Raw genomic sequence first — 19,813 nt, 5'->3', positions numbered from 1 at the left:
GGCGGATGCTTTCAGGCTGACAAGATAATATTTTTAACCTCTAATTCCATTTGGTCTGCTTTCTCTCATATCGCTTTTAGTCTAAACTCCAGTCTCGTAGAGAAGGGCTACGCTTATGCAGTGTTTTTAGGCACTCACCTGTTAATACATCCCAAACTTTAATTGTCTCATCTTGGCTACCACAAATTAGGGTTTGACCATCAGGACTGAAGGCAACTGCCCTGACTTTATTGGTATTTCCCTGCAAACTTTTAAAGCATTTTCCCGTGTGGAGATACCATAACTTTACTGTTTAGTTTTTACTGCCACTAGCTAAAATTTGACCATCGGGCGCTATTTTTAAATATCAGAAAAAGTGAATGGGATGACTATTAAGTAAAGCTTCACAACTAAGGTTGAATCGGCACAAACTCATATTTATCAGTGCCAGGTATTTGTTGAACTTTGACTAAGAATATTTTATTGTTTATACGATCGCCTGATTGTAAAAACTGAATCTTTCCCGTTGCACCATCGACTGAAAAACTCTGACTATGCAACACCTTTTGTAATTCATCGCGTCTGTTGGTTCGTTGTAAACCTGCGATGATCGCCAAGGTTGCATCATAAGCCGTAGCTGTTCGCCAATTGACAGTTGCACCCCAAAGTTTTTGTGCTTTTTGCAGAAAGATGTTATTAGGAAATGCTGCGGGATACCAAGGTGCAGAGATTATCAGTCCGTTGATACCTTTGCCCTCCTTTAAGGTTTCGTTAGTGAAAAGTGTAGGACTACCAAATACAGTCAACTGCCCTTTATTAGATTCTGCCACCGCTAGACCTTGTTTTATTTTGTCTATATAAAGACCTAACACCAAGGCATTAGCACCGCTACTTACAGCTTGAGAAATGACAACACTAGGGTTAAAGTCACGGGCAGAAATATTGCACTCTGTAGAATTAATCTGACCGCCAGCAGCTTTTATCGCTTTAACAAACTCATCGTTAAACGACTGATTATCTATCCCTTGATAATCAACACAGATAAGAAAATTGGTTTTACCCGCTATTTTAATGGCGTAATTAGAGACGCTATCTGCTATGGATTTAACACTAGGAGCAGTGCGGAAGATATAATTGCCAACCCTGCTAAGATTTTGGGCAAAACTGGTGGGAGAGATCATCACTAACCCGTCTTTTTGATAGACTGGGGCTGCTGAGAGAGAAGCATTACTAGAATTATGTCCCACGACAGCTAAGATGCTGGCATCTTTGCCAAACCGAGTGGCAAGCTGTGCAGATTCACTTGGATCATTATCATCATTAGCGATCGCTACCTCCAAAGCTTCGCCATTGATACCGCCATTGCTATTCACCTCATCTTGAGCTTGGGAAACACCGCGCAGTATCTCTTTTGCTACATTTGGATTTGTCCCAATAGGTACGCTCACAGCAATTTTAAGCCGATCTCTTTTCTGACGAGCTTTAGCATTATTCAAATAAATCAATGCTTCTGGATCACTAGGATTTGTTCCTCGATATGCCTGCAATTTCCTAATAGCAGTCAGACAATCACCTTGAGCAAATGCTTTAACTCCAGCTTCTTTATCTGGGTTTGTATCTTGTTTTAATAAAATTTCTTCACCCAAGCTGATTCTGTCATTCAAACTATACTGCTCTTTATTAGCACAGTTTTGAGATGGAGGACGAAAGAAATATACAACATTACCACCAATAACTACTCCGATTATTCCGCTAATGCAAACTCCTATATAATATTTAAAATTGCTATTTCGGGAGCGTGGAGGAGTTAAGCTAGGTGAGTTTTCGGCAATTATTGGAGCTTCGATTAGCGCTATATCTTCATCTCTAAGCCCTAACGCTTGCTGAAGACGTTTCAAATCAGCATGAGTATTGTCACTAACAGATAATTTATCTTTAGTTGCTTCGATGAACGCCTTTTGATATTCCTGTAAATTTTCTTTGTAGTCTTGATAAGGTTTTAAAACTTCAGCCTCGATAGCAGAAGCTTCATCAGGTTTAAGTCCTAATTCTTTTTGTCGCTTAGTTAAAGAAATACGACCCATATTAATAATCTCACCGTCTCTTACCCAATAATCAACTTCTCGACGATATATGAGCTTGGGATCATCAATAGGTGCTTTAGCAAGGTTTATTTTATAGCCTTCTTTGATAGCATATATCTCCGGTTTCATTGCCGGAGTAGCTTCTTGTACTGCCTTAGTAGCATATTCATGTAATTCATCAACAGAAATCCAACCATCTTCATTCTTATCTGCTGCACCAGTCTTCAACCCCTCAACTATGTAGGTGGTGTAAGTTGAGGTATCTGCTCCTTGCTGTTCAAAAGAATATTGGGTTGAGGTACTAGATGTCAGAACAGCACGCCCTTCTCCACCCAATTGGTTTCTGATGTCAACAAAACCATCATTTTTCGCTGACATCCCCTCAGCAAATGCGCCACTAAAGCAACAATCGAGAATTACTACTTCGCGTTTGCAACGGCTATTGCTCATAACCCTATGTACAGAGTCAGCTGATACTGTTGTCGCCTTAACTAGCTCTCCTTTGTCACTTTTTTTAGTATTACAAGCAGCAAAGTAAAGGTTGCCCTTCTCATCTTTAATTCCATGGCCAGAGAAAAATAGCAGCACGAGGTCATCTCTTTGACGATCGCTAAATAGCCTCTCGATCGCCTCATCCATTGCTTGTCGTTGAGGATTTATCAGTAGTGTTACATCATCAAAACCGCCTATCTGTGGGTTTAGCAAAACTCGCTGCATGGCTTCGACATCTTTTGTCGCTGCTGGCAATCGGGTAAGACCAGGCTCATACTCACTGACTCCGATTAGCAGTGCAATTTTCGCCATCTCGTTATTCTTCCTTGCTAATGGAGTTTATGAGTTTCCTGCGATAAACTTTTGAGCTTGTTCAATGGCGGCATTTAACTCTTCCTGACTGCTAGCTTTCACCTTGAGTTTCTTACCGTTAGCCTCGACTTCCAATTCAATGGTTTTGTTGCCCAAGCGATCGCCCAAAAATCCCAACAATTTCTTAAAATTGGCAAGGCTCACCTCTGCCTGCAACACCCCTACCAAAAAGCCACCAACAGACTTGGCTCCTTCGGGTATTTCTGTAACTGCTACAAGTTCAGCATTTTCAACATCTAAGTCTTTGATTTCTCGCAGCAGATTCCGCACTTCTCGTTCTTGATCCTCTGCATCTAAATCTGGATTAGAAAGAGCGATCGTCAGTTTGACATTAGATTCAGAACTCATTTTGTGCCCTTTTAGGTTTTTCAGCAGTTGATGGTCAATAGTATTTCTGTAGTATATCGATTGACATCACATCTTCTATGTAAATTTCCTGAAACTTATTCAAGATTTTTTCAAAAACTCATAAAAATCAGGCAAAAATCTGGTATAAATACAGAATATTCCTCTTCAATAGCTTCAAAACTTAGAGGCAATCAACAGTATTTCATCTGACAAGTTGTTTCGATACAGTAGTTTGTTTTACCAAAGCTTGCGATCGCAAAGGAAGCTACTGACTTTATCCTTGTAACTTCCTGGCGATCGCTAGATCAAACTATTACAGGATGGCGTAAATGCAACGACGCTCTCAATTAACCAAAAAAGGGGCAAAATCCCCTTGTTAAAGGCGAACTTGCGCCACAGTTGTCAGGTCAATTAAAACAAATCCAAATCGGTTACAGCCCCAAGACTGCTAGAAGATACTAATTTGGCATATTTCGCCAATACGCCTTTGGTGTAACGCGGAGCCGGAGGTTGCCAATTAGCACGACGACGGGCCAATTCTGATTCAGATATATTCAACTGCAATGAACGAGCAGGTGCATCAATCGTAATACTATCGCCTTCTTCTACAAGAGCGATCGCACCACCAACTGCGGCTTCTGGAGCTACATGACCAACTACCATGCCATAAGTACCGCCAGAAAAGCGTCCGTCGGTAATTAATCCCACCGCATCACCCAAACCAGCCCCGATAATTGCTGAGGTGGGAGCCAACATTTCTCGCATTCCAGGGCCACCTTTAGGCCCTTCGTAACGGATGACGAGAATATCACCAGCTTGAATTTTACCCGCCAAAATTGCATCTAAAGAGGCTTCTTCCGATTCAAATACCCGTGCAGGCCCAGTAATTACGGGCTTTTTCACGCCAGTAATTTTAGCAACAGCCCCTTCCGTTGCCAGATTACCTCTGAGGATGGCTAAGTGTCCTTGAGCATACATGGGGTTATTCCAAGTCCGAATTACATCTTGATTGGCAGATGGTTCTTCGGGGATGTCTGCTAATATCTCTGCAATGGTTTGTCCGCTAATGGTGAGGCAATCACCGTGTAGTAAATCATGTGCAAGTAACATCTTCATTACTTGGGGAATACCACCAGCTTTGTGCAAATCTGTAGCGACATATTTACCACTTGGTTTTAAATCACACAAAACCGGAACACGGGCGCGGATTGTTTCAAAGTCATCCAGGGTTAAGTCTACATTCGCGGCGCGAGCGATCGCTAAAAAATGCAATACGGCATTAGTCGAACCACCCACCGCCATAATTACAGAGATAGCATTCTCTATAGATTTGCGGGTGATAATTTGCCGGGGTAAGATTTGTTTTTTGATGGCTTCGACTAACGCATAAGCTGATTTTTCCGTGCTGTCGGCTTTTTCGGCATCTTCGGCTGCCATTGTGGAAGAATAGGGCAAACTCATTCCCAGGGCTTCAAATGCTGAAGACATGGTGTTAGCTGTGAACATTCCCCCGCAGGAACCCGCGCCAGGACAAGCGCGACTTTCGACTTCTAATAATTCTTTGTTGTCAATTTTTCCAGCACTATATTGACCAACTGCTTCAAAAGAACTGACAACGGTTAAATCGCGTCCGTTGTAGTGGCCGGGTTTAATTGTACCACCGTAAACGAATATTGCCGGGATATTCATCCGAGCGATCGCTAGCATTGCCCCTGGCATATTTTTATCACAACCACCAATGGCTAGCACACCATCCATACTTTGCCCAGTACAGGCGGTTTCAATGGAATCGGCGATGACTTCCCGCGACACTAGGGAATATTTCATCCCTTCAGTTCCCATCGAAATCCCATCGCTAATGGTAATTGTACCGAACACTTGCGGCATTGCCCCAGCACTTTTTATCCCAGCTTCTGCCCTTTGTGCCAGTTGATTGATTCCCATATTGCAGGGAGTGATCGTGCTGTAACCGTTGGCTATACCGACAATGGCTTTGTTGAAATCTTCATCTTTAAAACCAACTGCACGTAGCATAGCTCGATTTGGCGATCGCTGTACTCCTTGCGTTACAACTTGGCTTCTCAAATTCTCCGACATTCTTTTTTCCTTCCCTGGCATCGTCGCTTGTATTGCGATTGTATTACCTGATTTTCTCATGTATACGCAGCGCGATCAAAGCATGAGCCAGCTATTGGTAAATAAAAAAAGGTATTCACTCTTGACAAATGAATACCACTTTATACTTTTTCAAAATTCTTGATGACGGAGATATTTTACCCAGGTAAATTTAGCCCAGTAACAGCGATCGCACCAGCGATCGCACTGGCACAAAGGGAAGTGATCGCTGTCCCAAATATCCACCATGCTGCATTGGCAACGGTTTTTTTGCTTTCTTCGGCTTGCTTTTTAGCTTGGTGTTGGATGGCTTTCAAACGTTTTTGGGTTTCTTTCTGGATGCGTTCGGCTCGTTGCAATACGCCATCCCGTGCTGTTTCTATTTGGTCGATAATCCGGTTAGCATCTGCCTCAGAGATATCTTCACGAGAACTGATCACAGCAACTAAAGTGTCACGATCAAATTCACTGAGGCGATCGCGCAATGCTTCAAATCCAGCTTGCGGATCGTCGAATACTTTGGCAAAGTCTTGCTTAATGCCTTCATAGTTGAGTTCAGAACGATCCAGGGAGTTAAGATAGTTGCGAACTTTGGCAAAAACTCCATCCAGCACTGATTGCACCTTCTGCTGAATCTGCTGAAATTGTTCGACAATGGAACTGCGAACAGAATCAATTTGATCCACAATCCGGTTAGCTTCTTCTTCTGAGATATCCTCACGTTGGGATAACAGCGCCACGATTGTGGAACGGTCAAATTTTGAAGCGCGATCGCTTAAACTTCCAATTCCAGCGCGGGGAGAAGACAACAGCAATTGTAAATCGCGTTTGATTCCTTCGGGGTTGAGTTCGTCTTTGTTGGTATTACGCAGATATTCTTCAAGATTAGCTTCAAAATCTAAAGCTTGTTGAGCAGTACGCTTTGCTAAACGTCGTGGCGCTCTGAGAATATCACCAATGGCATCTTGTGCACGATCAATGATCTGATTAACTTGCTCTTGGCTCAAGTCTCCGCGCTGACTCACAAGTTGCACCAAGGTTTCTCGATCAACATGAGATAAGCGATCGCGCAGTGCTAAAGCTCCAGCTTTGGGATCGTCGAGTAGTTTTTCCAAATCGGCTCTAATACCTTCTGGATCAAGTTCTTCCAAGTTGGTATTGCGGAGATATTCGGCGATCGCTTTTGTAGTTTTTTCGTACTGTTCTTTCGCCTGCTGCGGTACTTGCAAAATACTATCTCGGACTGATTCTAGCTGATCAAGAGTTTGATTTACCTGTTCTTCGCTCAAATCTTGACGCTGACTGAGCAATTGTACCAATGTGTCGCGGTCAAATTGCGATAAGCGCGATCGTAATAGGCTAATTCCGGCTTGCGGATCGTCTAGTAAAATTCTAAACTCACGTTTGATAGCTTCGGGATTGAGTTCGTCTTTGTTAGTATTCCGCAGATAGTTTTCAACTCTTTGACGCAGTTCATCGGCTTTCGCTTTTGCTTGTTCTTGCAATTCTCTAGCACGATTCAAGATATTATCGCGGTTGCGTTCGAGTTGACTAACTATATTATTAGCTTCTTCTTCGCTGACATCTTGACGCTGTTGCAGCAATTGGACAAAAGTATCGCGGTCAAATTGTCCGAAACGGCTACTTAAATCTTCAAACCCAGCTTCTGGATCTTCTACTAACTTGGCAAAGTCCCGTTCAATACCTTCAGGGTTGAGTTCTTCTTTCCCAGTGGAACGGAGATAATCTTCGATGCGCGTGCGGAAATTTTGCCCTTTTTCTCGCGCTTCGGCCTGTTTTACAGTCTCTAAAACTTCCAAGCGATCGCTTTCCATTTGTTCGGCAATTTCTTTCACCCTGGGTTCACTGAGATCGTCTCGCTGGTTCAGCAAGTTGATGAAATATTCCTGATTGATTTCTTCTAACTCTCGTCTTACAGTTGTCGGATCTGCGTTTACGTCATAGATGACTTCTTTAAATTCATCTACTAGCGTAATTCGGTTAAAATGCCAAGGGAATGAATGCAAGATGTAGTCTTCGACATCCGCTTTAATCGTATTTTCAAGTGATATTGGCAATTTTGCAGATACTTGCTCAGTGGCTTGCTCTCTAAACTTTTGAAATTGTTCTGTTACTTGCTCGACATCGACATCTTGAACTTTTTCTTTCAGCTTTTGCAACTGAGTTGTAATTTTGTTCACATCGATATTAGACAGATTGACCCGTTCGAGAACTGCTGGTGCGGCAGCGCTCAAACCATATCGAATAGCTTGTTTAATTACACCATTGCCATTACCACCTCCAATTGTAACCAGTTGTTGAAGCCGTTCACCCAATTGCTCAGAATTCAGTTCTTCAGGAGTAGCAGACTTAAGTAAATTAATTACTTGTTCTGTGGGATTTTTGCGATTTAAAGCTTGTTGCCAAGCACCTTGAAATTGGTCAGCAATGCCATTGATATCTTCTTTAGATAAATCTGTACGAGTGCTGATTAAATCAACAAATGTTTGACGGTTAATATTTTGCAATAAATCGCTATTAGCAACGGATTGCAAATCTGTATCTTTAAGAAGCTGGTCAAATTGGTTGCGAATTTCTTTAATATCTAGCTTTGGCAATTGCAGAGAACTTAAAGAACTTTGGAGAGTATTTTTAATCCCTTCAGAATCAAAACCTGAAGTTAATTCTCGCCGAACTGCGGCTGTAATATCTTCCGCAGTCGAAACTAACTGTTTTTTCGCAGTATTAGCACCGATACCAGCAGTTGCTGTACCCATCAAAGCCTGAAAACCAGAAGTAACAGTATTAGAGATAGAACCAATTAAAGAACCTACGGCTGATGAACCCAACCAAATTACTAGTGAGAAATAGGTAGACCAAATGACTACACCAATAATTGCTCCTAAGAATGCACTTTCAATTAAGCTAAGTTTTACAGCTAGAAAGCAAGCAATAAATAATGCAATGCTCGCAGTTGTTAACACCCAAGCGCCAACTTTGCCTTGAACCTTACGAATTGTCTTACCTAAACTTTCTGATTCATCATCGGAATCTGAATCTATTTCCCAAGATGAAATTCCGACAGCAACTGAAAAGTTTGTGAATAACAATTGAAAAGCAAATGCCATCGAAACCCCAGCTAGCAATGCCACCAAGAATTTAGGCCCAGAAAAAAGTACTGATGCTTCTTCTGGAGTAAGTACTTCCTGAGCTAAAGTTATTGGCGCTAATCCTAAAATAGTTGGAACACTTTGAAACATAATATTTTCTCACTTGCACTCAATTAAATACCCATTTATAAAATGGCTTATTTATCAGCTTAATTATCAACTATAAAAGCTGACACTTTCTTAGGTAATAGGTTTAATTGCCAAAAGTTGTATTTTAAAATTTATTTGTTTAGCTAAACAAAACTTTTTAATTTGCTATTTTTGTCACATTTCTACAAGATAATGTTTTGACTACAAAATAAGATATATAAAAAGCAATTTAATTAAACAGCAGTTATTAAAAGGGCGAATTAGGGTTTTAGACAGAAGCAATCGAGATTTTTATGTCAATCTCTAGCCAAATTTTAAAACTAGAACATACTAGAACATATAAGTATTTATTAAAACGTAACTTTATATTTACTCATTTAGATAAAACTACCTATACCTAATGATAGAGATAAAAATTCTTCCAAGGGATTGATGAAACGAAAATCTAAATATGTATTAATAAGCGTATTGCAAGCTATAAATTTGTGAATAATTGATTGTTGCTGAGGAGAAAAAGATAATGGTTGTAGGTGTACATAAACGTGCTGTAGGTGTATTTTCTAATCGTCGAGATGTTGAACATGCGCTACATGAATTGAAAAAAGTCGGCTTTGACATGAACAGAGTTTCTGTCATTACGCAAGATGGAGACAGAGAAGATATTGCTGGGGCTGAAGTGCGCGATCGCGTTGGTGATAAATCTGATGAAGGTGCTAAAGTTGGAGCCGCTACAGGCGGTGCTTTGGGCGGATTAACTGGTTTATTAGTCGGTCTTGGTACTTTGGCAATTCCAGGAATTGGGCCAATTATGCTGGCTGGAGCCGCAGCAACTACCCTAGCTACAACTCTTGCTGGTGCAGGGATTGGTGCGGTAGCTGGTAGTTTGCTTGGTGCATTGATTGGTTTAGGAATTCCCGAAGAACGAGCTAGAGTTTATGACGAACGTGTAAGACGAGGACACTATTTAGTGATCCTTGATGGCACAGATACAGAAATCGCTAGAGCAGAAGCAATTCTCCATCAGCGTGGTGTCGAAGAGTTTGGTATTTACGACAACCCAGATGCGAGAAATGCTGATTATGTCGCTCCAACCCATAACGTAAATGTGGCTCATAGTGGTGTTGCTAGACGCGCGATAGGAGTCTTTCCTCATCGCCGAGATGCAGAAGCAGCACTCACAGAATTACGAGATGCAGGTTTTCCCTTAAGTACAGTCTCCATCATCGCTAAAGATGCAGACGGTCGTGGGATCGCTGGTGTAGATGTAGATCAAAACGTTGGAACAGGTAATAAAGCCGACGATGGTGCTAAAACTGGAGCAGCTACAGGCGGTGTTCTAGGCGGCTTGACTGGCTTATTGGTTGGTCTTGGAACTTTAGCAATTCCTGGAGTTGGGCCTGTGATTGCTGGTGGTGCAGTAGCAACAACTTTGGCTACAACCTTAGCTGGTGGTGCGATCGGTGCAGCTGCTGGCGGGATTGTTGGCGCACTGGTTGGCTTGGGAATTCCTGAAGACAGAGCGCAGGTATATAGCGATCGCTTCCAAAGAGGCGACTACTTGGTAATTATTGATGGTACGGAAGCTGAAATCCACCAAGCTGAAGCGATTCTCAACCGTCGGGGTATTGAAGAATTTGCTATTTATGATGCCACTGATTTAGGCGAACATCGGCCAGGTTCCGACCGAGTAATCCATCATGACACAGCAGTAGCTAATCCCATTCACCCCAATCACTCAACAGAGCCTCATATTAACGATCCTGCTGTAGTGATTGTTGACCGTCGTGATGAAACACTTTAATCCAAGTAGTTTTCACTGACATTAATTACACACAATTGCAAGAGCAAGAATTTAAAAACTTGCTCCTCACTTCACCCTAAAAATCAACAAATTTCACTTTCCGATTGCGAATTAAATCTATGAAAAAGCTAACCCCCTTCTTAATTAGCACCCTTTTAGTTTTTGGTGTTGCTGCTTGTGATAACGCTTCTAAAACAAGCGAATCGGCACCAGGTAATCCTAATGAAGCTCCACAATCACCGAGTGTACAGACAACAGAAGCTTCTCAAAAAGACGCACAAAGTGAAACTCGTAGAAGACAACTTGACGCTGATATCCGTGCCCGCGAACAACGAAATAAAGTCACCGGCGGCGATGCAGATAGAGCTAAAGGTGACTTATCAAGTGAAGTTCGTTCCAAGCTAGAGGCAAACATACCCAAGGGTCAATTAACAGTTGATGCCACACAGGATGGAGTTGTCACTGTCGGAGGAACTGTTAACAATCAGCAAGAGTTGGCTAAAATTGAACGTTTAGCTAAAGAAATCAAAGGTGTCAAAACTGTAATTGTTAAAGCAACTGTTGCCCCACCAACAAACTGAGCCAACTAACAATAAATTCAATTGAGTAGGTAGACAAAAATAAATTTATATTTTCCTACTCAGTCTTAATGGTCAGTTATACTTATTGCTGACCATTAATAATTGACAACTGACGACTTTAATAATTATATTTATTGATGCTCAGTTCAGTTACAGAAAATTTTGTAATCGTTGAAAAACTATGGAAACCGAACAACAGCAACGTCAATCCATCAATACTTCATTATCACAAGGTACGCTAGCACTTGAAGGTGTAGATGCAAATTTGCCAAAGTTACCGCCAGCATCGGAACCGGAATCTCAATGGCAGCAAATTAGCAGACAAGTTTCTCAATTTTTGGAGAAACTACCCACATACTTAGGTAGCTTTTTTCAAGACTATAAGCAGCCTCTAATAACTGTTGCTTTAATTTTAGCTGCCATTGTTACAGCAAAGTTAGTGCTAGCACTACTGGATGCAATCAATGATATTCCATTATTATCACCACTCTTTGAATTAGTTGGAATTGGTTATGCCAGTTGGTTTGTTTTCCGTTATCTACTAAAGGCTTCAACTCGGCAAGAATTAGTTGATGAAATTCAATCCCTCAAAAATCAGTTTGTGGGCGAATAAATTTCCCAACGATTCAACTAGTACACTACACTGTGGTAGAAGTTTGTCTACCTTTAAGACAAGGGGCTTAAGCTTCTTGTCTTAATAGTAAATATAAATTATTGTTATTTAACCTGACTTAATATTAATCTTTTGATAAATCGAAAGATAGAGGATGTAATCTTATTTTTAATTTTAAATCACTTCTAAAGATAGTAGTTCGGAGATTAAAAAAACATTAATCTAGTTTTTGAAGTTATTTAAATAGATTCTTTTACGAGGACATAAATTATGGCTAATGAAGCAGTTAAGAGAGATATAGATTCATCCGATCGCGCTGAAGCAGATAGTTATGATCGCGGCATTATTCCAGCCGAAACTGCTGCTCGGATCGAAAGAGAAGGCGGCAACTACAAAACACTCCCTACAGAAGAAAGGGAGGCAGATGTAGCTACAGATGACCAAACCGATCCAGAAAGTATACGCACTACTGACGGATACACCGTAGACAAAGAAGGTTTGTTGAACAACTATGCAGTTGAACCGGAAATGTACTACGAAGAACCAGGTGATGCACGCAAACAAGCAGCAGAAGATACTGCACAACGTGTTGAAGAACTTGGAGAAGTTAATCAAGATGAAGAAGGCAAGTTGACCGAAAAGGGCGACAAACGCGGTAGAGGCCCAGGAATAATTTAATTAACAACTATCCTTTTGGTGGGTGCAATTACACGTAAAAAGGCTAAATAGACAGTTTGTAGAGACGCAATTATAGTTATTGCGTCTCTATTTATATAGCAATACACTTGGGTTAACGCCAAACCTTGATTTCTCACTTGTGAGAAATCAAGGAGTGTGGGAGGTGTGGGAGGATGGGGAAGAAGTCTTACCCCCCACACTCCCCACACTCCTCTGCCTACAGTATTGTGAGAAATCCGGGCAAAGTCCTTCAACTGCGTTGGGCTTTGTGCAACCTATATAGCTCAGTGCAATTGCGTAACTAATTTTACAGGCGACGAAGCCAACTTGTTAAAAGTAGACTCATCTTTATATCCACACAAATTTTGCTGGATATAAAGTAAGTACCTGATTGAAATAATCTAAAAATATGGGGCTTTTAATATTTTCTGTTGCATTAGTTGCCATTGTTGCTCTAATTATCATTAATGCCTACAACGATTTAGTCAAGTATCGCAATCGTTACAAAAATGCTTACTCTCAAATCGATGTTCAATTACAGCGTCGCTATGACTTAATTCCCAACTTGGTGGAAACTGCCAAAGGGTACATAAAACATGAACGAGAAACCTTAGAAGCAGTTATTGCGGCTCGGAATTCTGCAATTAATGCTAGCAGTCGTGCCGCACAAAATCCCGGCGATCCGCAAGCGATGCAACAGTTGGGCAATGCTGAAGGAGCGCTGACGGGTGCGTTAAGTCGGTTGATGGTACTTTCAGAATCTTATCCAGAATTGAAAGCCGATCGCGCCATGACTCAGGTGATGGAAGAATTATCTTCCACTGAAAACCGGATTGCTTTTGCACGTCAGGCTTTTAATGACGCGGTGACACTTTACAACACCAAGAGCGAATCTTTCCCCAGCAATCTTGTGGCAAATACTTTTAACTTTACTGTTGCAGAATTGCTCGCCGAAGCGACTCCAGAAATGAGAAATGCTCCACGCGTGTCTTTTTAAATATCTATGAATTTCTTTGAACATCAGGATCGGGCACGCCAAAACACGCAACAATTAATTGGATTATTTTCCCTGTCGATCGCAGTCATGATTATGGCGATTTACATTGCCGCTTTATTTCTGCTCCGCATGGCTCCACGTGTTTGGTGGCATCCAGGGATATTTCTCTACGTGGCTGGGATTACAATAATTGCGATCGCAATAGGAAGTCTCTATAAAATTGCCTGTCTCCGTCAAGGAGGAAGCGTCATTGCTCAGGAGTTGGGGGGACAACTCTTACTCCCAGATATGGCAGATGAACAAGGGCAACAACTATTAAATATAGTCGAGGAAATGGCGATCGCTTCTGGTATTTCTGTCCCAGAAGTTTATCTCCTAGAAAGAGAAACCGGGATTAATGCCTTTGCTGCCGGATTTACGCCCAATGATGCTGTAATTGGTGTTACCCGTGGAACTTTACAACATCTAAACCGAGATGAGTTACAAGGAGTCATCGGCCACGAATTCAGCCACATTCTCAATGGAGATATGCGGCTAAATTTGCGTTTAGTGGGACTCTTGCACGGGATTTTGTTCATTTATTTAACCGGGGAATTGCTCTGGCGCATTCGCGATAGCTTCCGTTTAGGAAAGGAAGATAAGGGTTTACCTATCTGGGCTTTTGGTTTGGCACTAATGGCAATTGGCGGTATCGGATTAGTCTGCGGACGCTTGATTAAAGCCGCCGTCTCTCGCCAACGCGAATTTCTTGCCGATGCTTCGGCTGTACAGTTCACTCGCAACCCCAACGGACTTAACGGAGTCTTCCAAAAACTCCAACAGATGGATTCACGCTTGATTTCGCCTGGTGCGGAAGCGGCTAGCCACATGTTTTTTGGCAATGCCCTCAACCCCTCTTTCTGGGACAATATGTTTTCTACCCACCCACCTTTGGCAGAACGTATCCGTCGCGTTGGGGGTTTGAACGTCAGCAATTTGCCTGCAATGCCATCTCGCAATCAAATGCGTTCCCCTTCCCAGGAATCTCTAACAATGGGCTTTGCTGGCGGTTCCAACGCCACACCAGAACAGTTTGTAAACCAGGTGGGAAGCGTTACACCAGAGCATTTTGCTCATGCTCAAGCACTGTTATCGCAGTTACCAGAATCCCTGCGCTTGGGTGTACGGGAGCAGGAAAGTGCAATGGCGATCGCTTTTGCGCTAGCGTTAGATACAGAAAATATCGAGATCCAAGAACGTCAAATTGCATGGTTACGCGAGGTACAGCCTGCTGAGTTGGTAGACAAAACTCTAGAATCGAGTAACGAAATTAGCCAGTTAGATGCCAAAATTCGCTTACCACTTGTGGATTTGGCAGTACCCGTATTACGCCAAAATTCTGCCAAAGAATGCCAAAGACTATGCAAATGTGTCCACGGTTTAGCTGTAGCCACCGGAAGTTTATCACTATGGCATTTTGTGTTGCAGTTAATACTGTGGCATCGCCTCCAACCTAGTATAAATCCTGCATATACAACAACAGTAGAATATACCTCCATAGAACAGATTTGGCCAGAGAGCCTGTTAATACTGTCCGTAATTGCACGCGTTGGACACTCTCAACCCGATGCGTCCACCGAAGACATCGCCTATGCTTTTCGTTCTGGAGTTTTTCGGCTTCCCAAAGCCGCAGAACAAGAAAAACCAGACACGCCACCAAGCTGTAATTTCACTGAACTGAAGAAGAGTATTGAACGCCTCCGCCTTGCCAGTCCTAAACTCAAGCAAGCTATTGTAGATGCCTGCGCTCACACGGTACTATTAGATAACAAAGTTACACAGTCAGAAGCTGACTTACTAAGAGCGATCGCTATGACGCTAGACTGTCCCATCCCTCCATTTTTAAACCCTCAGCGTGGCATTTCAAAACAGAAACAATCTTCTCCGAAGGGAAGTTAATGTAACGAGTGAGACACAATTATTTATAACTAAACAAAAAAGTCCGTTTTTGCGGACTTTTCTATAGCTAGAAATAGCTGTTTAACAGGAAAATAACCCGTTGCATTATCATTACATTTACAAGCAATTGATTTATATTTCGATCTCGTTTTTTCTTGGCGTTCTTCTCTACGAGACGCTGCACGTTGGCGGTTTGTTCATTTTCACAACTCAAATAGGATTGCTATCTGGGCAAAAGAGTATCATATTGTACAAAAACTCTTAGCATTGACTAGAAGTATTAACTTGCTTAAAAAAGTTTAGACAAAATGCCAGCATTCTAGAAATTTGATTGCTATATTAGATTAAATAACTATTCTGGCAAGGATTAAAAAGCTGTGAGGGATGATTTACAGGGCTTGGAAATTAGTCAGGATGAACTGCAAAAGCTGACTAATTTACCTGTCAATGATCAACTTTTAATCATTACAAATCCTCTGAAAACCTTTGCAAAATTATACATCCAAAAAATTAAAAGTTCGGAAGGAGCTACTGTAGTTTTTATTGGTTTTGCTACATTTGTTTTTGGCTATCTTTTATTTGATATATTTCTTAAAATATTTGTATCATGGATAGCAATTCCATCCTGGATAGTATTAATTATATTAGGTCTTTGGGTTGGCGGTCTTACGCAAACTATCTTATATTTAATATGGAAAAAAAGAAGTAAAATTGTCAAGCTAAACATGACAAATTCTCTCCAAATCCTGTTAAACGATGTTGAAAGATATAATACTGTAATTAGAGCAATACATATCAATGACCAAATAGAAGAAGCTGGTAATCCAGAAGTGCTGATAAAAGAAAGGGAGAGTGTTCTCGCAGCACTTAATCTCACCAAAGCTGATTTAGTTCGCGCTTTGAAGACAGAAAGGATTTTGAGAGAAAATAAGAGCTTTATTCTTAGTAATACAGAACTATTCGTCAATAATTTAGCAACTTTAACAGCTATGCAAGTAAATGAACAGGCTACTGAGCATGGAAGGTTGCTCAACGAAGCATTACAGATTGCATTAGATGTGCAACACGAAATGAAACGATTACAGACTCAGGGTTAAAATAATTTGTAATGACTCTCTCTACAAGACGTTGTGGGGACTCGCTACGCTAACGTAATGACGTTCGTTGGCAAACAGTGTATTGCAGACAAGACTCAGTAACGTAATTCCTGATCGACAAATAGGTCAAACTAAGAAACTTCTTCTGATAGCCCAATTATGGATGGAGATTTAGACCTTAACTGTAAGTAGAACATCTGGAAAAAACCAAACTATGTTAATAAAGGTTAAGTGAACTAAAATCCTCTTCCCTCCTGCCTCCTGCCTGAACCTGATGATAATATTCACACCAACCTACTTAACTTAATTGCCTAATTGTTGGTGGCTTTTTCCATAATCCTTCCCACGGTAGCGATCCCCGGTCTAACATAAAGAATATCAAGAAAGTGATCGCTTATCGGCATGGACTGGAAAGAAGTCAGAGGTAACTGGGTAATCATTCCCCGAAATCCCATAGGTATCATCCATTTTTTAGGAGGTGCATTTGTCGCCACTGCACCACACATCACTTATCGCTGGTTACTCGAAGAACTGGCAAATAAAGGCTATGTTGTAATTGCTACGCCTTTTGTCAATACATTGGATCATACAGCGATCGCAAAATCCGTGCTGTTAAACTTTGACCGCACCCTGGAACGATTACATGATTCTGGAGCATTACGCAAGCTTTACTTCCCAATCTATGGTCTTGGACACAGTATGGGCTGTAAACTTCACTTGTTAATTGGTAGCCTCTTTAAAGTAGAACGTGCAGGCAATATTTTAATATCCTTCAATAACTACGCCGCCAAAGAAGCTATTCCCCTAGTAGAACAGTTCAATTCTACTTTGAACATTGAGTTTACTCCCTCACCGTTGGAAACTAACAAGCTTGTTCAAGAGCGCTACACTATCCGACGTAATTTATTAATAAAGTTTAGTAATGACACCATTGACCAATCAGCAGCTTTAACCAAAATATTACAAGGACGCTTTGATGACATGGTGACAGCACAAACGTTACCAGGAAATCATACAACGCCTTTAGGTCAAGATATTAAATGGCAAACTGGAACGTCTTTTACCCCCTTTGATGCGTTAGGTCAATGGTTGAAGCAAGGAGCATACCGCGACTTGAACCAGTTAAGAAGTTCTATCTTGTTGTGGATAAATCCTCTTGCACCTCCATAATTTTTTTATAACTGTCAAAAAGTCATAAATAAATTTGACTGGGAAATATAGAAAAATTTCAGCTACATTAACTAATGTAAGAATATTAACATTAGTTAATAGTAGGGGACTTCAGTTTTTTATTCTTGACTAGAGGCTATGCGAACAACTTAGGTCTAAAATCCTTACATTAAACCTTGAATTATTTACAATGTCCTACTGATTAATACATAAATACATCAGGTTGCAAGTCATTACAAAATTTAGAATTAAAAATCAAAGATAAAGAGCTTTTGCCTCCTATATTAAAACCCTTAGTTTTGTGCTTAATGAAAAATAAAACTGTTTTATTACTAACTAATTAACTTATATTATATTTTGGCTTTCTATCTTCGCAGCAAATTATTAACGAGCATTTCTTAGAAATTTTTATGTTTCAAATCCTAATAATTGATGATGATTATTCCATAAAAATACTTTTGAAAAGGATATTGGAAAAACAGGGTTATGAAATAGTTACTGCCAGTAGTGGCGAGGAAGGAATAGAAAAAGCGCTAGCTTGCCGTCCAGCACTAATTATTTGTGATTGGATTATGCCGGGGTTGACTGGTTTGGAAGTTTGCCAGCGTATTAAGACAGATCCAAAATTTTTTACCACATTCTTTATTTTATTAACATCTTTAGATTCAGTTGCCGATTGCGTCAAAGGTCTAGATGCTGGTGCTGATGATTTTATTTCCAAACCTATCGAGCATAATGAATTACAAGCGCGGGTAAGAGCGGGGTTACGCCTGCATCAGTTGAGTAGAGATTTGCAGGCTCAAAAGTTGCTTTTAGAATCAGAAATGTCAGAAGCAGCAGAATATGTGCGATCGCTGCTGCCTTTTCCTATGACTGAACCTTTCAATATAAATTTCCGGTTTATTCCCTCGCGGCAACTCGGTGGTGACTGTTTCGATTACTATTGGCTTGATGACGATTATCTAGCAATTTATTTACTCGATACTGCGGGACATGGACTCAAAGCTACTCTTCCCTCAGTTTCAGTGCTGAATCTGCTGCGTTCTCGTGCGCTCAAAAGTCTCAATTACTATCAACCTAGTGATGTGTTGAAGGCTTTGAATGATACCTTCCAGATGAATTATCAAAATGACAAATACTTTACGATTTGGTACGGAGTTTACAATCGAATTAACCGCCAATTAATTTATTCTAGTGCAGGTCATCCGCCAGCAGTTTTAATAACTGGTTTATCCCCCAGAAAGTCTGATGTTCAACTTTTGAAAACCCCCGGTATGCCAGTTGGGATGTTTCCAGAAGCAAAATATGTTGATGGGGTTTACAATATTGAAAAATTCAGCAGCCTTTACATTTTTAGTGATGGCGCTTATGAAATCACTAAATCAGATGGCACTCTTTGGAGTTTGGATGCTTTTATTCAGCTACTAGTTAGCTTACAAAATCCTGTTGATTGCCAACTCGATCACGTACTGAGTTATTTAATCGCTCTGAACTCCAAAGATGCTTTTGATGATGATTTATCTATTTTGCAAATTAAGTTTGATTAATTACGTATTGGATACTGAAACCTGATTAAATGCGTCTTGACTAGGGAATATTTCAAATACTTTATCCATATTAGTGAGTTCAAATAATATTCTGACTTGCTCATTAATTGAGCAGAGAACAAGCTTAGTATTTGCCGCCCGTAAGGTTTTAAAAGCTAACACTAAAGCTCCTAAACCTGAACTATCCATAAATATTACATCTTTAAAATCCACTAACACAATTTTCGCACCACTTTCTAAAATATCAGTGATATTTTGTCGAAATTCTTGTGAAGTTGTGGCGTTCAAATTACCACTGAGCTTAATAACTTTTACTTGTTCTCTCATAATTATGTCACGCTTATTTGTGTAAATGATGCTCTAATGCCACTATTTTCGCTATTATATACCCAACCTAGAGTATTTAAAAATGCTTTCAAAATTCAATCTAACATTAAAAATTGAGTAATAATTGATAATTAATCTGTATCGATAAAGATTCATTATAAATATTTAAATATAATGTTTTTGTAATTATAAAAAAATACTAGCTTAATTAAGCATACTTTTTCTACTACAAACAGACTAACTATAAATAACAAAATTGGTAAGTTGGCATGATAAAACCCATGTATGTTTAGTTGTGTAAAAACATTGGAATAACCAATTTTCCAGATTTTGCTGATTTTATGTTTGATCACAGATGTTGATTTTTAACGCCAACTTACTTCCATCTCATGGATGTAGCTATCTACTGATCTA

At 40.4% G+C, this 19,813-nt stretch carries 14 protein-coding genes and 1 pseudogene; 9 read left to right on the top strand and 6 right to left on the bottom strand.

All coding sequences use genetic code 11. The features are described from left to right. Positions 1 to 76 precede the first annotated feature (76 nt). The 5 genes and pseudogenes from V7K69_RS32605 to V7K69_RS32585 form a co-directional block, all read right to left on the bottom strand. Positions 77 to 253 (bottom strand): annotated as a pseudogene (locus V7K69_RS32605) (WD40 repeat domain-containing protein); the annotation flags it as partial. Between the two features lie 136 nt (positions 254 to 389). Beyond that, complete coding sequence (locus V7K69_RS32600) at positions 390 to 2,867, bottom strand: caspase, EACC1-associated type (RefSeq protein WP_335042387.1); 2,478 nt, start codon at positions 2,865 to 2,867, stop codon at positions 390 to 392. A gap of 27 nt (positions 2,868 to 2,894) precedes the next feature. Then, positions 2,895 to 3,275 (bottom strand): hypothetical protein, encoded by a 381-nt coding sequence (locus V7K69_RS32595; protein WP_335042385.1) that lies wholly within the window; start codon positions 3,273 to 3,275, stop codon positions 2,895 to 2,897. Positions 3,276 to 3,686: 411 nt separating this feature from the next. Then, on the bottom strand, positions 3,687 to 5,372 hold the full coding sequence (gene ilvD, locus V7K69_RS32590) for a dihydroxy-acid dehydratase (protein ID WP_335042384.1): 1,686 nt from the start codon (positions 5,370 to 5,372) through the stop codon (positions 3,687 to 3,689). Positions 5,373 to 5,548: 176 nt separating this feature from the next. Further along, complete coding sequence (locus tag V7K69_RS32585) at positions 5,549 to 8,650, bottom strand: MFS transporter (RefSeq protein ID WP_335042382.1); 3,102 nt, start codon at positions 8,648 to 8,650, stop codon at positions 5,549 to 5,551. 520 nt (positions 8,651 to 9,170) lie between these two features. Between V7K69_RS32585 and V7K69_RS32580 the strand changes: the two genes are divergently transcribed. The 9 genes from V7K69_RS32580 to V7K69_RS32540 all read left to right on the top strand — a co-directional run bounded on the left by V7K69_RS32580 (position 9,171) and on the right by V7K69_RS32540 (position 19,072). After that, positions 9,171 to 10,451, top strand: a complete 1,281-nt coding sequence (locus V7K69_RS32580) for a histidine kinase (protein ID WP_335042380.1) — start codon at positions 9,171 to 9,173, stop codon at positions 10,449 to 10,451. 119 nt (positions 10,452 to 10,570) lie between these two features. Continuing rightward, complete coding sequence (locus V7K69_RS32575) at positions 10,571 to 11,032, top strand: BON domain-containing protein (RefSeq protein ID WP_335042378.1); 462 nt, start codon at positions 10,571 to 10,573, stop codon at positions 11,030 to 11,032. 181 nt (positions 11,033 to 11,213) lie between these two features. After that, positions 11,214 to 11,645: a CAAD domain-containing protein gene (locus tag V7K69_RS32570; RefSeq protein WP_335042376.1), complete on the top strand. Its 432-nt coding sequence runs from the start codon at positions 11,214 to 11,216 to the stop codon at positions 11,643 to 11,645. 270 nt (positions 11,646 to 11,915) lie between these two features. Then, entirely contained in the window at positions 11,916 to 12,323 is a 408-nt protein-coding gene (locus V7K69_RS32565; RefSeq protein WP_335042374.1) for a hypothetical protein, read from the top strand. A gap of 409 nt (positions 12,324 to 12,732) precedes the next feature. Further along, positions 12,733 to 13,320, top strand: coding sequence for a LemA family protein (locus V7K69_RS32560; protein ID WP_335042372.1), 588 nt, complete (start codon positions 12,733 to 12,735; stop codon positions 13,318 to 13,320). Between the two features lie 6 nt (positions 13,321 to 13,326). Beyond that, positions 13,327 to 15,258 (top strand): M48 family metallopeptidase, encoded by a 1,932-nt coding sequence (locus tag V7K69_RS32555; RefSeq protein WP_335042370.1) that lies wholly within the window; start codon positions 13,327 to 13,329, stop codon positions 15,256 to 15,258. A gap of 377 nt (positions 15,259 to 15,635) precedes the next feature. Beyond that, entirely contained in the window at positions 15,636 to 16,355 is a 720-nt protein-coding gene (locus tag V7K69_RS32550) for a hypothetical protein (RefSeq protein ID WP_335042368.1), read from the top strand. Positions 16,356 to 16,757: 402 nt separating this feature from the next. Next, positions 16,758 to 17,525, top strand: coding sequence for a DUF1350 family protein (locus V7K69_RS32545; protein WP_335042366.1), 768 nt, complete (start codon positions 16,758 to 16,760; stop codon positions 17,523 to 17,525). A 410-nt stretch (positions 17,526 to 17,935) separates the two neighbouring features. Next, the gene (locus V7K69_RS32540; RefSeq protein WP_335042364.1) at positions 17,936 to 19,072 is read left to right on the top strand and encodes a SpoIIE family protein phosphatase; all 1,137 of its coding nucleotides are present in this window, start codon (positions 17,936 to 17,938) and stop codon (positions 19,070 to 19,072) included. Here the strand turns inward: V7K69_RS32540 and V7K69_RS32535 are convergent, their stop codons facing one another. Then, entirely contained in the window at positions 19,073 to 19,399 is a 327-nt protein-coding gene (locus V7K69_RS32535) for an STAS domain-containing protein (RefSeq protein ID WP_335042362.1), read from the bottom strand. Between the last annotated feature and the right edge of the window lie 414 nt (positions 19,400 to 19,813).

The sequence above is a fragment of the Nostoc sp. genome, from assembly GCF_036917775.1.
Lineage (GTDB): Bacteria > Cyanobacteriota > Cyanobacteriia > Cyanobacteriales > Nostocaceae > Nostoc.
This window is presented reverse-complemented; position numbering and strand designations above follow the sequence as displayed.